The 12,783-nt window shown below is 67.9% G+C and carries 11 protein-coding genes and 1 other RNA gene; 5 read left to right on the top strand and 7 right to left on the bottom strand.

The genetic code is table 11. The annotated features are described in order from the left end of the window. From WS57_RS27550 to trxA, 7 genes are all read right to left on the bottom strand, one after another. A complete protein-coding gene (locus WS57_RS27550) occupies positions 1–1,833 on the bottom strand; it encodes an ArnT family glycosyltransferase (RefSeq protein WP_155625471.1) in 1,833 nt (610 codons plus the stop codon). A 127-nt stretch (positions 1,834–1,960) separates the two neighbouring features. After that, a complete protein-coding gene (locus tag WS57_RS27545; RefSeq protein ID WP_009692690.1) occupies positions 1,961–2,224 on the bottom strand; it encodes a type B 50S ribosomal protein L31 in 264 nt (87 codons plus the stop codon). A 157-nt stretch (positions 2,225–2,381) separates the two neighbouring features. Beyond that, a complete protein-coding gene (locus tag WS57_RS27540) occupies positions 2,382–3,215 on the bottom strand; it encodes a zinc-dependent peptidase (RefSeq protein WP_009692691.1) in 834 nt (277 codons plus the stop codon). 37 nt (positions 3,216–3,252) lie between these two features. Next, positions 3,253–4,809: an MFS transporter gene (locus WS57_RS27535; protein ID WP_040127512.1), complete on the bottom strand. Its 1,557-nt coding sequence runs from the start codon at positions 4,807–4,809 to the stop codon at positions 3,253–3,255. After that, positions 4,806–5,306, bottom strand: a complete 501-nt coding sequence (locus WS57_RS27530) for a MerR family transcriptional regulator (protein WP_040127511.1) — start codon at positions 5,304–5,306, stop codon at positions 4,806–4,808. Before WS57_RS27530 ends, WS57_RS27535 begins: the two co-directional genes overlap by 4 nt. Positions 5,307–5,438: 132 nt before the next feature. Then, on the bottom strand, positions 5,439–6,701 hold the full coding sequence (gene rho, locus WS57_RS27525; RefSeq protein ID WP_006478662.1) for a transcription termination factor Rho: 1,263 nt from the start codon (positions 6,699–6,701) through the stop codon (positions 5,439–5,441). A gap of 197 nt (positions 6,702–6,898) precedes the next feature. Then, positions 6,899–7,225, bottom strand: a complete 327-nt coding sequence (trxA, locus tag WS57_RS27520) for a thioredoxin TrxA (RefSeq protein ID WP_006402348.1) — start codon at positions 7,223–7,225, stop codon at positions 6,899–6,901. Positions 7,226–7,614: 389 nt separating this feature from the next. On the opposite strand from trxA, the gene ffs reads away from it, so the two are divergent. The 5 genes from ffs (at position 7,615) to WS57_RS27495 (ending at position 12,704) form a co-directional block, all read left to right on the top strand. Continuing rightward, positions 7,615–7,713, top strand: an RNA gene (gene ffs / locus WS57_RS27515) — signal recognition particle sRNA small type. Positions 7,714–7,922: 209 nt separating this feature from the next. Then, positions 7,923–10,400, top strand: coding sequence for a DNA polymerase III subunit gamma/tau (locus tag WS57_RS27510; RefSeq protein WP_069245116.1), 2,478 nt, complete (start codon positions 7,923–7,925; stop codon positions 10,398–10,400). Between the two features lie 94 nt (positions 10,401–10,494). Further along, the gene (locus WS57_RS27505; RefSeq protein WP_009692958.1) at positions 10,495–10,821 is read left to right on the top strand and encodes a YbaB/EbfC family nucleoid-associated protein; all 327 of its coding nucleotides are present in this window, start codon (positions 10,495–10,497) and stop codon (positions 10,819–10,821) included. Between the two features lie 31 nt (positions 10,822–10,852). Then, entirely contained in the window at positions 10,853–11,449 is a 597-nt protein-coding gene (recR, locus tag WS57_RS27500; RefSeq protein WP_009692959.1) for a recombination mediator RecR, read from the top strand. Positions 11,450–11,498: 49 nt separating this feature from the next. Further along, entirely contained in the window at positions 11,499–12,704 is a 1,206-nt protein-coding gene (locus tag WS57_RS27495; RefSeq protein WP_009692960.1) for a CaiB/BaiF CoA transferase family protein, read from the top strand. Positions 12,705–12,783: the final 79 nt, after the last annotated feature.

The raw sequence follows: 12,783 nt of genomic DNA, 5'->3' as shown, positions 1-12,783 counted from the left end.
TCAACCGGCCGCCTGACGGCGCGGCGGCCGGCGCTTGACCGGCGTCTTCGGACGCTCGATGCGTTCGTAGAGGCGGAAGCGCTCGTCGCGGTCGGCGACGCGGCGGCCTTCCCACACGAGGCGCCACACATACTGCGACATCGCGCTCGGCTCGCCGAAGTCCGAGCGATCCTGGCGCAGGATCACGTCGCAGTCGCCGGAGAAGTCGAAGTGCATGTCGCCGAAATACGCGAAGGTCGCGATCTGCGCGTCGCCGAGGCGCACCGGCGAGATGCATTCGTAGTCGGCCGGCAGGTGCGTCGCGATCTGCTGCGCGACGTCGCGATAGGTACGGCCGTAGTTGACGATCGGCAGCCACAGCGTCATCAGCAGCACCCACATCAGCGTGGTGCCCGCGCCCGACAGCACGACGCTGCGCCACAGCACCTTCGGCTGGCGCGACACGCGCCAGCGCGCGAGCATGAACCAGCACACCGTGACGATCACCGCGCAGACGAACGACAGCGCGTTGAAATGCGGTTCGTAGCCGGGCACGAGCCGCGCGAGGTTGCGCGCGAGCGGGTGGGGGAAGCCGGTGAGCGACGCGAGCCATACGAGCCACACGAAGGTGCCGAGGATCGTGAAGCTCAGCACGGCGAACCAGTCGATCGCATTGATCGCGCCGCGCTTGAGGGTCGGCAGCGCGAAGGTCGCGAGCACCGCGAGCGGCGGCAGCAGCAGCATGTACATGCGGTTCGACTGCTGGCTCTGCAGGATCACCAGCGCGACGAGCGGCACCACGACCGACAGCGGGATCGCGATGTGCGCGCGGCGGCGCAGGCCGGCCCAGCTCCACCACGCCCAGATCGCGAGCGGCCAGGCGGGCCACGTGAACAGCGGCAGGTTTTTCGCGGCATAGCCGAGCACCGCGGTCGGCGGCCCCGAGAAGCGCATCAGGCTGCCGTGGATCCACTGGTTGAAGAACCACGCGGCGTCGTCGGGCGCCGCGACGTGCGCGGCGAGCGGCCACAGCGCGAAGATCGCGGCCGCGAGCGGCAGGCCGACGACCGGCAGGCGCAGGTTGCGCATTTCGGGCGTGACGAGCCACAGCACGGCGGTGCCGGCCAGCAGCGCGACGACCAGCACCGGGTTGCCGGACAGCGCGACGAGGCCGATCGCGAGCCCCCACCACAGCGCGCCCTGCATCGGCTTGTCGATGCCGCGCACGATGCCGTACACGAGCATCGCGATCCACGCGAACTGCGCGAGCTGCGGCGTCGTTTCGTGCCCGCGCTCGGCGAGGCCGAAGCAGGCGACGAGGATCAGCAGCGCGCCGTCGGCGAGCGTGCGGCCGTAGTCGCGCGGCTCGGGCTCGCCGCCGAACGCGTACTTGAACGGCTGGACTTCGGCGCGCCGGCCGAGCAGGTAGGCCGCGTACCAGACGAACGCGCATGCGACGCAGAACAGCACGCCGGTGTCGACGCGCGACGCGTTGCTCGCATCGACCCACGGCGCGAGCGCGCGGATCGACAGCGCGCCGAGCCAGTAGCCGAGCGGCCCGTCGGTCGTGATGAACTTGCCGACCAGGTTCGGCAGCAGCCAGTCGTGCCAGCTGCCGGTGGCCATCGTCCACATCACGCCGAAACCCGCCGCATCCTCGTTCTTCCACGGGTCGCGGCCGAAGAGGCCGAACGCGGCATAGACGATGCAGAGCGTGAGCAGCAGCCAGCGCGGCAGCGCGCGCGTGGCGGAGGCGGTGAGACGAACGACAGGCTTCATGCAGATGAGCGATTTGTTATGAGCAGGCGGCCGGCGCGATCGCGCGCGGCCGAGCCGGTTTCGAGCATCCGGCATTGTAGACGCGCCGGCCGTTGCGCGTCAGGTGGCTGCCCGGGCGCTCGGACGGCGGCCGGGCGGGCGGCAGAGACAAAAAAGGGCAGCCGAGGCTGCCCTTTTGTGCGGTACCGGTGCGGTGCGAAGCTTACTTCGCGACCTTGCCGCTTGCGCGCGAACCGAACTTGTTCTTGAACTTCTCGACGCGGCCGGCCGTGTCCATGATCTTTTGCTGACCCGTGTAGAACGAGTGCGATTCCGACGACACTTCGATCTTGGCGAGCGGGTAGGTCTTGCCGTCGAGTTCGATGGTTTCACGCGTCTGGATCGTCGAGCGCGTGATGAACTTGAAGCCGTTCGACATGTCTTGGAAGACGACTTCGCGGTAATCCGGGTGAATGCCAGGTTTCATGATTTTCCTTGGTGAGAGCGGTAGCCAACCCGCCGCCTTGCCGTGCCGAGCCGCGCCATTCGCGCGTTTCGGCCGACGTCAAGCTCGGCGCGAGCCACTTGCCTAAGGTCGAAAAACGGCGATTATGCCAGAAAATCAGACGGTTGGCGATTAATTTTCACGCCGGCTCGAGCGCGCCGGTCCGGGCCGGGTCTTGCCGGTAATAGCGGGCAAGCAGTCTATACAGCTCCGGAAATTCGGACTCGAACGCGCGGGGCCGCACGAACAGCGCCTCGCTGCAGACGGCGAAGAACTCGGACGGATGGTCGGCCGCATACGGATCGATCAGCGAATCGCGCTCGAAGCGCGCCCACGCGCGGTCCGGTACCGCGTCGACCCGCGCGCAGAACTGGTCGTACGCGTGTTCGAACACGTCGGCCCACGCCTGCGCGTCGAGGTGCGGCGCGTGCCAGCGGCGAAACAGCGGCGGATAGCCGTCGGCCGCGCCGTTGACCATGTCGATCTTGTGCGCGAACTCGTGGATCACGACGTTGTACGCGTCGCGGCCGTCCGTCATCTGCGCGTCTTCCCACGACAGGATCACGGGGCCGCCTTCCCACGCCTCGCCGCTCGCGTCCTGCTCGACTTCGTGCACGACGCCGTCCTCGTCCTGCACGGTCTTGCGGATCACGAATTCGCCCGGATAGACGACCACGCCGACCCAGCCGTCGTACAGCGACAGGTCGAGGTTCAGCACGGGCAGGCAGGCCTGCACGGCGATCGCGACGACCATCGCGTCGGTCAGTTCGAGGCCGTGCGCGGTCGAAAACGATTTCTTCGCGATGAACAGGCTCGTCAGCTCGCGCAGCCGGGCGAGATCGTCGGGCGCGAGCGCGTCCAGGAACGGCAGGCGCTCGACGGTGTCGCGCCACAGCGCATCGGGAATCGGATGGCTGCGCAGCGCGCGGTCGCGGCGGCGATCGTCGAGCCAGCGGGTCAGTTTCGAGAGCATGAGGCGGCGTGCGGGAATGCAAAGCCTGTCTTTTAACTCAATCGATCTCTTTTTGCCATGCCGCGAACAGGCCGCCGACCAGCGCGACGCCGGCCAGGAAATAGAAACCGTCGAGCGACGCGAGGAACGACGCCTGCTGCGCGACCATTCGTGCGATCGACGCGATCGCGAGCCCGTGCGCTTCGGTCGCTGCATGGCCGGCGGCCGCATAGCCGCGCGCGAGTGCGTCGAGCGTCTGCGCGAACAGCGGGTCGAACACGTTCGCGCGCTCGACGAGCCGTGTCTGGTGCAGCGCGAGCCGGTGTTGCTCGACGATGATCACCGACGACGTCGCGAACGAGATCGTCAGCTGCCGCACGATGTTCTTCAGCCGGTAGCCGTGCGTGTACTCGTCGATCGCGAAGATCCGGAACGTCAGGTTTGCGACCGGCAGCACGATGAACAGCAACAGCAGCCCGCGCAGCAGCAGCGGCACGATCAGCGCGGCTTCGCCGACCTGCGGCGTGAGGCGCGTCATCCACAGCGCGGCGGCGATCGCGATCGCGAAACCCGGCACGATGAACCATTTCTTGTGCGTGACGTGCTTCGCGTAGCGCAGGTACGCGAACAGCGCGGTGGCCGAAATCAGCGACATCGTGCCGACCAGGCGCCCGGCGTTCTCGACCGGATAGCCGAGGCCCGATTCGAGAAAGCGCGAGGTCAGGTAGCTGAAGCCGGTCGTCTCGTAGTAATAGAACATGTAGAGCAGCAGCCCGATCTGGAACGTGCGCTCGCGAAACGCGTGCAGCCGCACGAGCGGCGTCGGGTGGTGCCACTGGTGATACGCGAACCACGCGAGCGCGCCGAGGCCGGCGGCCGTCAGGAAGATCAGCATCGGCGAGCCGCTGTAGAGCTGGTAGTGCACCTGCTGCAGCACGATCTGCAGCGCGCCCTGCGCGAGCGCGAACACGACGTACGGCCAGAAATGCCCGGAGCCGCGTTCGCCGTCGGGCGTGCGGCCCGAGTCGGGCAGCGTGAGCAGCGCGAGGATCGCAAACGCGACGCCGGCCGGCGCGCTGCACGCGAACAGCGCGCGCCATGTCGAGTGCGCGACCAGCAGCCCGCCGACGATCGGCGCGAGCGCGCTGCCGAGCAGGATCATGATCAGGAACGCGCGCGTCGCGGGCGGCCGCGCCTGCGGCTTGAAGCTGATCTGGATCAGGATCCGGCATGCGCCCATCATCGGGCCGATGAAATAGCCCTGGAAGCCGCGCGCGAACGCGAGTTCGAGCGACGTATCGGCGAGCGCGGCCGCGACCGCGCCGAGCGAGAACATCAGCATGCAGCCGGCGACGTAGCGGCGATGACCGAGTCGGTCGACCCACCATTGCTGCTGCAGGATGCCGAGCACCGCCGTGACCGCATACGCGCTCGACGACCACACGAGCTCGTCCGGCGACGCGTTGATGCCGCCCGCGATATAGCTGGCGAAGAACGAGAAGATCGCGTTGTCGAAGTAGTCGATGCCGGTGACGAGTGCGAGCGCCCAGGGGAACAGGTCCGCGCGCAGGTTCGCGCGGCTCCATGACGACGGGCGGCCCGGCACCGCGCTCATTCGCGATCCTTGCGCGTGCGCCGCGCGCCGGCTTCGGCCTGCCGCTGCGCGATCAGCGCATCGGCGTTCTCGCCGGCGAGGCGCCGTTCGACGTAGTCGATGTCGTGCTGCAGTTCCTTGCGCAGCGCGACGGCTTCCTTCAGCTCGCGCTGGACCGCCGCGATGCGTCGATCGAGCGTGCCGATCTGTTCGGCGAGACCCGCGCGGATCTCGCGCAGCGACGCGTCCGAATAGCGCCGCCGCCCGTCGCCGGTTTCCTCCAGCGGCCGCTTCAGCATCTCGGTGATGCCGTGCAGCGAGAAGCCGAGCGCGCGCAGCCGCAGGATGCGCGCGAAGCGCTCGAGATCGGCTTCGTCGTAGAGCCGGTAGCGGCCCTCGCTGCGCGATGGCGTGACGAGCCCGCGCTCCTCGTAATACTTCAGCGTGCGCGGCGTGACGCCGAGCCGCGCGGCGGCGTCGCCGACGGTCAGCAGCAAGGCGGGGGCGGGGTTCGACATCGGGCGGGATCGATTCGGTGCAGGTAACGGCTCGATTATAGATAAACGTGTACGTTCGCGTACAGGTTGACGCGAAAAAACGGCCGCCGGGCGAAACGCTCGGGCGGCCGTCGGTGGCGGGCGGAACGGCGCTTAGCCGCCGCGGCGCATCAGGTCGAAGAACTCGGAGTTGCTCTTCGTCTGGCGGATCTTGTCGAGCAGGAATTCCATCGCCTCGACTTCGTCCATGTCGTGGATGAACTTGCGCAGCACCCAGATCTTCTGAAGAATTTCGGGCTTGATCAGCATTTCCTCGCGGCGCGTGCCCGACTTGTTCAGGTTGATCGACGGGTACACGCGCTTTTCCGCGAGACGGCGCTCGAGGTGCACTTCCATGTTGCCGGTGCCCTTGAACTCTTCGTAGATCACGTCGTCCATGCGGCTGCCGGTTTCGATCAGCGCGGTGCCGATGATCGTCAGCGAACCGCCTTCCTCGATGTTGCGCGCCGCGCCGAAAAAGCGCTTCGGGCGCTGCAGCGCGTTCGCGTCCACACCGCCCGTCAGCACCTTGCCCGACGCCGGGATCACGGTGTTGTAGGCGCGGGCGAGACGCGTGATCGAGTCGAGCAGGATCACGACGTCGTGCTTCATCTCGACGAGGCGCTTGGCCTTCTCGATCACCATTTCGGCGACCTGCACGTGACGCGTGGCCGGTTCGTCGAAGGTCGACGCGATCACTTCGCCGGCGACCGAGCGCTGCATTTCGGTCACTTCTTCAGGGCGCTCGTCGATCAGCAGCACGAACAGGATCACGTCCGGGTGGTTCTGCTTGATCGCATGCGCGATGTGCTGGAGCATCACGGTCTTGCCGGACTTCGGCGATGCGACGAGCAGGCCGCGCTGGCCCTTGCCGATCGGCGCGATCATGTCGATGATGCGGCCCGTGACGTTTTCCTCGCCGCGCATTTCGCGCTCGAGCGACAGCGGCTTGTTCGGGTGCAGCGGCGTGAGGTTCTCGAACATGATCTTGTGTTTCGAGGCCTCGGGCGGCTGCCCGTTGACTTTGTCGACCTTCACCAGCGCGAAGTAGCGCTCGCCGTCCTTCGGCGTACGGACTTCGCCTTCGATCGTGTCGCCGGTGTGCAGGTTGAAGCGGCGGATCTGCGACGGGCTGATGTAGATGTCGTCGGTGCTCGCGAGGTACGACATTTCCGGCGAGCGCAGGAAGCCGAAGCCGTCCGGCAGCACTTCGAGCGTACCGTCGCCGAAGATCGTCTCTCCCGTCTTGGCGCGCTTTTTGAGAATGGCGAACATCAGCTCCTGCTTGCGCAGGCGGTTCGCGTTTTCGATCTCCAGGCCGTTGGCCATTTCGATCAGTTCGGAGACGTGCAGAGACTTGAGCTCGGATAAATGCATACGGAGAACCCGCCAGGGAGGAGAAGCGACGAAAAGAAATAAAGGGAGGAGGGCGAGCGGAAGCGCTCAGAGACTTAAATGCGTCTTGTCGACGTTTTTTGATTCTAGCATACGCCGATTCGCGCTTGAGCGGCCGATCGGCGGCTTGACGGCGGACGTGTTGTCGGTAGACAACACGTCCGCGGGACGACCGGTGATTACAGGTGGCTGTCCAGGAATGCGGTGAGCTGCGACTTCGACAGCGCGCCGACCTTCTGCGCGGCGGCCGCGCCGTTCTTGAACAGGATCAGCGTCGGGATGCCGCGCACGCCGAATTTGGCCGGCGTCGCCTGGTTGTCGTCGACGTTGATCTTCGCGATCTGCAGCTTGTCGCCGTAGTCCTTCGCGACTTCGTCGAGGATCGGGGCGATCATCTTGCACGGGCCGCACCATTCGGCCCAGAAGTCGACGAGCACGGGCTTGTCGGATTTGACGACGTCCTGTTCGAACGATGCGTCGCTGATGTGTTTGATCTGTTCGCTCATTGGGTCAATACCTCTTTCGGTTCGGGGACTGCCTGCTTCGCGCGTTGCGGCGTACCGGCCGCCGAGGGCTGCCGGCCGCTGCGGCAGGTAGCTCCGCTCTCCGGGAAAGAAGGGCGTAAGCGCTGCATACCGCGGCTCGCGGGTCGTTCGGGCGTCATATTAGCCTAAATTGCTATCTGCTGCGGGCGGCGATAGTAGCCGCTTCGCGAGTAGGGGTACGACGCGCCGTCCGGCCGGTGCATGCAACAGGTGGAGGTGAGCTCGCCAATTACAAGAGCGACAACAGCGCAGCTGCGCGCGCGAGCCGGTTTCGGCTGCCTGGAGGGTTCGGTCGCATCGACGCGAACAAACTGTCGCATTGGGTTTGAAGCGGTGATAGAATACGCCGTGACGGGCCTCCTCGCATGGTGGGCCGGTGAACCTGGTCAGGTCGGGAACGAAGCAGCCACAGCCGTTTTCCGCCAGTGCCGAGGGTTGGGCTCGTCACCTTCCATCTCGCCCCGTTCGTCGGGCGATTTTTATTTCTCCCGCTGGTTTTTCGTTTCGCTGCGCGACCGTTGGTTCGTCGACGCCGATGCGTTTCGTTTCGCGTTCGTTTCGCCGGTCGTTTTCCGGCGCGCGACGCGCGGCGTGCAATGCGGCTGCCGACGCCGTTTCGCGTGTCGGCGCGACGCAGCGTTGCTGATACAATTTCCCGATGACCTATCAAGTTCTCGCACGCAAGTGGCGTCCGAAGGATTTCGCTTCGCTCGTCGGCCAGGAGCACGTCGTCAGGGCGCTCACGCACGCGCTCGACGGCGGGCGTCTCCATCACGCCTATCTGTTTACCGGTACCCGCGGCGTCGGCAAGACGACGCTGTCGCGGATCTTCGCGAAAGCGCTCAACTGTGAAACCGGCGTCACGTCGCAGCCGTGCGGCGTCTGCCGCGCGTGCCGCGAGATCGACGAAGGCCGCTTCGTCGACTACGTCGAAATGGACGCCGCGAGCAATCGCGGCGTCGACGAAATGGCCGCGCTGCTCGAGCGCGCGGTGTACGCGCCCGTCGATGCGCGCTTCAAGGTCTACATGATCGACGAAGTGCACATGCTGACGAACCACGCGTTCAACGCGATGCTGAAGACGCTCGAGGAGCCGCCGCCGCACGTCAAGTTCATCCTCGCGACGACCGATCCGCAGAAGATCCCCGTTACCGTGCTGTCGCGCTGTCTGCAGTTCAACCTGAAGCAGATGCCGGCCGGGCATATCGTGTCGCATCTCGAACGGATCCTCGGCGAAGAGCAGATCACGTTCGAGCCGCAGGCGCTGCGCCTGCTCGCGCGCGCCGCGCAGGGCAGCATGCGCGACGCGCTGTCGCTGACCGACCAGGCGATCGCGTATTCGGCGAACGAGGTGACCGAAGCGGCGGTGTCGGGCATGCTCGGCGCGCTCGACCAGACCTACATGGTGCGCCTGCTCGACGCGCTCGCGGCCGGCAGCGGCCCGGAGATCCTCGCGATCGCCGACGAGATGTCGCTGCGCAGCCTGTCGTTTTCCACCGCGCTGCAGGATCTCGCGAGCCTGCTGCACCGGATCGCGTGGGCGCAGTTCGCGCCCGGCTCGGTGCTCGACGAATGGCCGGAGGCGGCCGATCTGCGCCGTTTCGCGGAGACGCTGAGCCCCGAGCAGGTGCAGCTGTTCTATCAGATCGCCACGGTCGGCCGCGCGGAGCTCGGCCTCGCGCCGGACGAATATGCCGGTTTCACGATGACGCTGCTGCGCATGCTCGCGTTCGAGCCGGGCGTAAGCGCCGGCAGCGCGCCGGGCGGTCAGCCGTCGGTGCCGCGGGCCGTGGCGCCGCCGCGCGCGGCGGCGGCTGCGTCGGCCGCGCCTGCGGCGAAGCCCGTGTCGGCAGCGCCGGCGTCGGCCGCCCGCCCGCAAGCTGCTGCTCCGGCTGCGCCTGTTGCACGTCCGGTAGCGATTGCGCCGGAACCGAGCGGCGACACGGCCGCTCGGCCGGCCATGAAGCCCGCGCCTGCGCCGCAAGCCGCGCCGGCTTCGCCCGCCGCGAAGGCGGCGGACGCTGGAACCATGTCGCCGTCGGACGCAAGTGCCCGAGCGGAAACGGCGACAGCCGAGGCCGATATGCCGGCTGCCGTTCGCGCCGAACCTGAACCTTCCGCCGCCGCGCAGCACGGCACCGAACCCGGCGCGCCAATCGGCGCACAGCGAAGCAGCGCGCCGGAACCGCTCGTCGCTGCACAGCAGGAGGGCGAACCTCAATCGCCCGCCGCCGCGCAGCGCAATGACGAGCCCGCACCGCCGGCCGAACCGGCGCCGCGTGCCGCGCCGGCCGAGTCCGCCGCGCGCCCGGCCGCCCGTTCGGGCGGCGCGGCCGCCGCGCTCGACGTGCTGCGCAACGCCGGGATGCGCGTGTCGTCCGATCGTTCTCGCGCGGGCGCTGCACCCAAGCCGGCGGCCCAGCCGGCCGCCGCGAAGCCGGCGCCGGCGCGTCCGGCCGTACAGGTGCCGACGCCGCGCGCCGCCGCCCGCGCGCCGCAGGCCGGCGCGGACACGCGCCACGCGCCGCCGCCGTGGGAGGACATCCCGCCGGACGATTACGTGCCGCTCAGTGCCGACGAGATGTTCGGCGGCCCGCCCGACGACGGCTTCGTGCCCGTGTTCGACAGCGGCCCCGACGACGTGCGCGTCGCGCCGGCGGAAGCGCGGCCGGCCGCACCGGTCGACACGCGTCCGCTGCCGCCCGCGATCGCGCTCGATCCGGTCGGCTTCGACGGCGAATGGCCGGCGCTCGCCGCGCGGCTGCCGCTCAAGGGCGTCGCCTATCAGCTCGCGTTCAACAGCGAGCTGACGGCCGTCGACGCCACGACGCTGAAATTGTCGGTGCCGGTCCCGCAGTACGCGGACGCGGCCCAGGTCGCGAAGCTGAAGGCCGCGCTGGCCGACGCGCTCGGCAAGCCCGTCGACGTGACGGTCGAGGTCGGGCCCGCGCGCCGCACCGCGGCGGCGCTCGACGCGGCCGCGCGCGCGGCGCGCCAGCGCGAAGCCGAGCAGGAGATTCACGGCGATCCGTTCGTCCAGCAGCTCGTGCGCGATTTCGGCGCACGCATCGTCGAAGGCTCCGTGCGTCCGCTCGCCGATCCGGCGTCGGACGGCGCGCCGCCGACGCTGCATTGAACGGATTGCGCCGGGACGGGCACAATCACGCCCCCACCCATTGGCCGGCACGCGCCGCGTGCCGGTTTTCACACGATCAAGAAGGAGTATTCCCATGTTGAAAGGCAACATCGCCGGACTGATGAAGCAAGCGCAGCAAATGCAGGAAAACATGAAGAAGATGCAGGAGCAGCTTGCGCAGATCGAAGTCGAAGGGCAGTCGGGCGCGGGCCTCGTCAAGGTGACGATGACCTGCCGCAACGAAGTGCGCCGCGTGTCGATCGACCCGAGCCTGCTCGCGGACGACAAGGACATGCTCGAGGATCTCGTCGCGGCCGCGTTCAACGACGCGGTGCGCAAGGCCGAGGCGACGTCGCAGGAAAAGATGAGCGGCATGACCTCGGGCCTGCCGCTGCCCCCGGGCTTCAAGCTGCCGTTCTGAGCGCGGCGTCCGTGCCACTTTCTGTCGCCGTATGAAACAGCCGTCCGCTCTGTCCGCGCTCGTCGAAGCGCTGCGCGCGCTGCCCGGTGTCGGGCCGAAATCCGCGCAGCGCATGGCGTACCACCTGATGCAGCACGATCGGGAGGGCGCGGAGCGGCTCGGCCGCTCGCTGCTGTTTGCAACCGAGCATCTGCAGCACTGCGAGAAGTGCAATACGTTTACCGAAGCGCAGACCTGCGAGGTCTGCAGCGACGAGGAGCGAGATCCGACGCTGCTGTGTGTCGTCGAGACGCCGGCCGACCAGATCATGCTCGAGCAGACGATGACCTATCGCGGGCTGTATTTCGTGCTGATGGGCCGGTTGAGCCCGCTCGACGGGATCGGCCCGAAGGAAATCCATTTCGACCGGCTCGTGCGGCGCGCGTCCGACGGCATCGTCAAGGAGGTCGTGCTCGCGACCAACTTCACCAACGAAGGCGAAGCCACCGCGCACTACCTCGGCCAGACGCTGAAGGCGCGCGGGCTCGCGGTCACGCGCCTCGCGCGCGGCGTGCCGGTCGGCGGCGAACTCGAATACGTCGACGCGGGCACGATCGCCCGCGCGATGCTCGATCGCCGCACGATGTAATTGCCGGCGCCGCCCGCCGGCGGCGCCGTTCCTCATGTCAGGGAGACACATGAGCACCAGCCAGGGCCCGCTCGCGGGCGTCAAAGTGCTCGAATTCGGAACGCTGATCGCGGGGCCGTTCGCGTCGCGGCTGTTCGCCGAATTCGGCGCGGAAGTGATCAAGATCGAGGATCCGAACGGCGGCGACCCGCTGCGCAAGTGGCGCAAGCTTCATCCGGAGCAGGGCGGCACGTCGCTGTGGTGGTCGGTCCAGGCGCGCAACAAGAAATCGGTCACGCTGAACCTGAAGGCCGATGCCGGCAAGACGATCGCGCGCCAGCTCGCGCGCGAGGCCGACATCGTGATCGAGAATTTCCGCCCGGGCCTGCTCGAAAAGCTCGGGCTCGGCTACGACGTCCTGTCCGCCGACAATCCGGGCCTCGTGATGGTGCGCCTGTCCGGCTACGGGCAGACGGGTCCGTACCGCGACCGGCCCGGTTTCGGCGCGATCGCCGAATCGATGGGCGGGCTGCGCCACATCACCGGCTATCCGGATCTGCCGCCGCCGCGCATCGGCATCTCGATCGGCGATTCGATCGCGGCGCTGCACGGCGTGATCGGCGGGCTGATGGCGCTTCATCACCGCAAGGTGAACGGCGGCGCAGGGCAGGTGGTCGACGTCGCGCTATACGAAGCCGTGTTCAACATGATGGAAAGCGTGGTGCCCGAGTACGGCGTGTACGGGATGGTGCGCGAGCGCACCGGCGCATCGCTGCCGGGCATCGTGCCGTCGAATACCTATGCGTGCCGCGACGGCAGCATCGTGATCGGCGGCAACAGCGATCCGATCTTCAAGCGGCTGATGAAGGCGATCGACCGCGACGATCTCGCGGACGATCCCGCGCTCGCACGCAACGACGGGCGCGTGCCGCGCACGCAGGAGATCGACGACGCGATCGCCGCGTGGCTCGCGCCGCGCACGATCGACGAAGCGCTCGAGGTGCTCAATGCGGCCGACGTGCCGGCCGGGCGCATCTACAGCGCCGCCGACATGTTCACCGATCCGCAGTTCGCCGCGCGGCAGATGATCCAGCACTTCAAGCTGGCCGACGGCACCGACATTCCGCTGCCGAACGTCACGCCGAAGCTGTCGGGCACGCCGGGCGAAACGCGCTGGCTCGGCCCCGAGCTCGGCGAGCATACGGACGAGGTGCTGCGCGGCCTCGGCTACGACGCGCAGGCGATCGCCGCGCTGCGCGAGGCGGGCGCGATCTGAGCACCGAACGCCGCCGCGCAACGCGGCGGCGCACGCTGCGCGCGCGTGCATCGGCGGCCGCCGGACTGTCGCTCGCGCG

This window comes from Burkholderia pseudomultivorans (assembly GCF_001718415.1).
Classification (GTDB): Bacteria; Pseudomonadota; Gammaproteobacteria; order Burkholderiales; family Burkholderiaceae; genus Burkholderia; species Burkholderia pseudomultivorans_A.
Note: the sequence above shows the minus strand (reverse complement) of the source record. Positions and strands in the feature narration are given on the sequence as shown.

What these genes read in the sequence shown, in the direction of transcription:
- WS57_RS27550 (WP_155625471.1), bottom strand. Translation starts at nt 1,833, where the DNA reads ATGCCGGATGCTCGAAACCGGCTCGGCCGCGCGCGATCGCGCCGGCCG.
- WS57_RS27545 (WP_009692690.1), bottom strand. Translation starts at nt 2,224, where the DNA reads ATGAAACCTGGCATTCACCCGGATTACCGCGAAGTCGTCTTCCAAGAC.
- WS57_RS27540 (WP_009692691.1), bottom strand. Translation starts at nt 3,215, where the DNA reads ATGCTCTCGAAACTGACCCGCTGGCTCGACGATCGCCGCCGCGACCGC.
- WS57_RS27535 (WP_040127512.1), bottom strand. Translation starts at nt 4,809, where the DNA reads ATGAGCGCGGTGCCGGGCCGCCCGTCGTCATGGAGCCGCGCGAACCTG.
- WS57_RS27530 (WP_040127511.1), bottom strand. Translation starts at nt 5,306, where the DNA reads ATGTCGAACCCCGCCCCCGCCTTGCTGCTGACCGTCGGCGACGCCGCC.
- rho (WP_006478662.1), bottom strand. Translation starts at nt 6,701, where the DNA reads ATGCATTTATCCGAGCTCAAGTCTCTGCACGTCTCCGAACTGATCGAA.
- trxA (WP_006402348.1), bottom strand. Translation starts at nt 7,225, where the DNA reads ATGAGCGAACAGATCAAACACATCAGCGACGCATCGTTCGAACAGGAC.
- WS57_RS27510 (WP_069245116.1), top strand. Translation starts at nt 7,923, where the DNA reads ATGACCTATCAAGTTCTCGCACGCAAGTGGCGTCCGAAGGATTTCGCT.
- WS57_RS27505 (WP_009692958.1), top strand. Translation starts at nt 10,495, where the DNA reads ATGTTGAAAGGCAACATCGCCGGACTGATGAAGCAAGCGCAGCAAATG.
- recR (WP_009692959.1), top strand. Translation starts at nt 10,853, where the DNA reads ATGAAACAGCCGTCCGCTCTGTCCGCGCTCGTCGAAGCGCTGCGCGCG.
- WS57_RS27495 (WP_009692960.1), top strand. Translation starts at nt 11,499, where the DNA reads ATGAGCACCAGCCAGGGCCCGCTCGCGGGCGTCAAAGTGCTCGAATTC.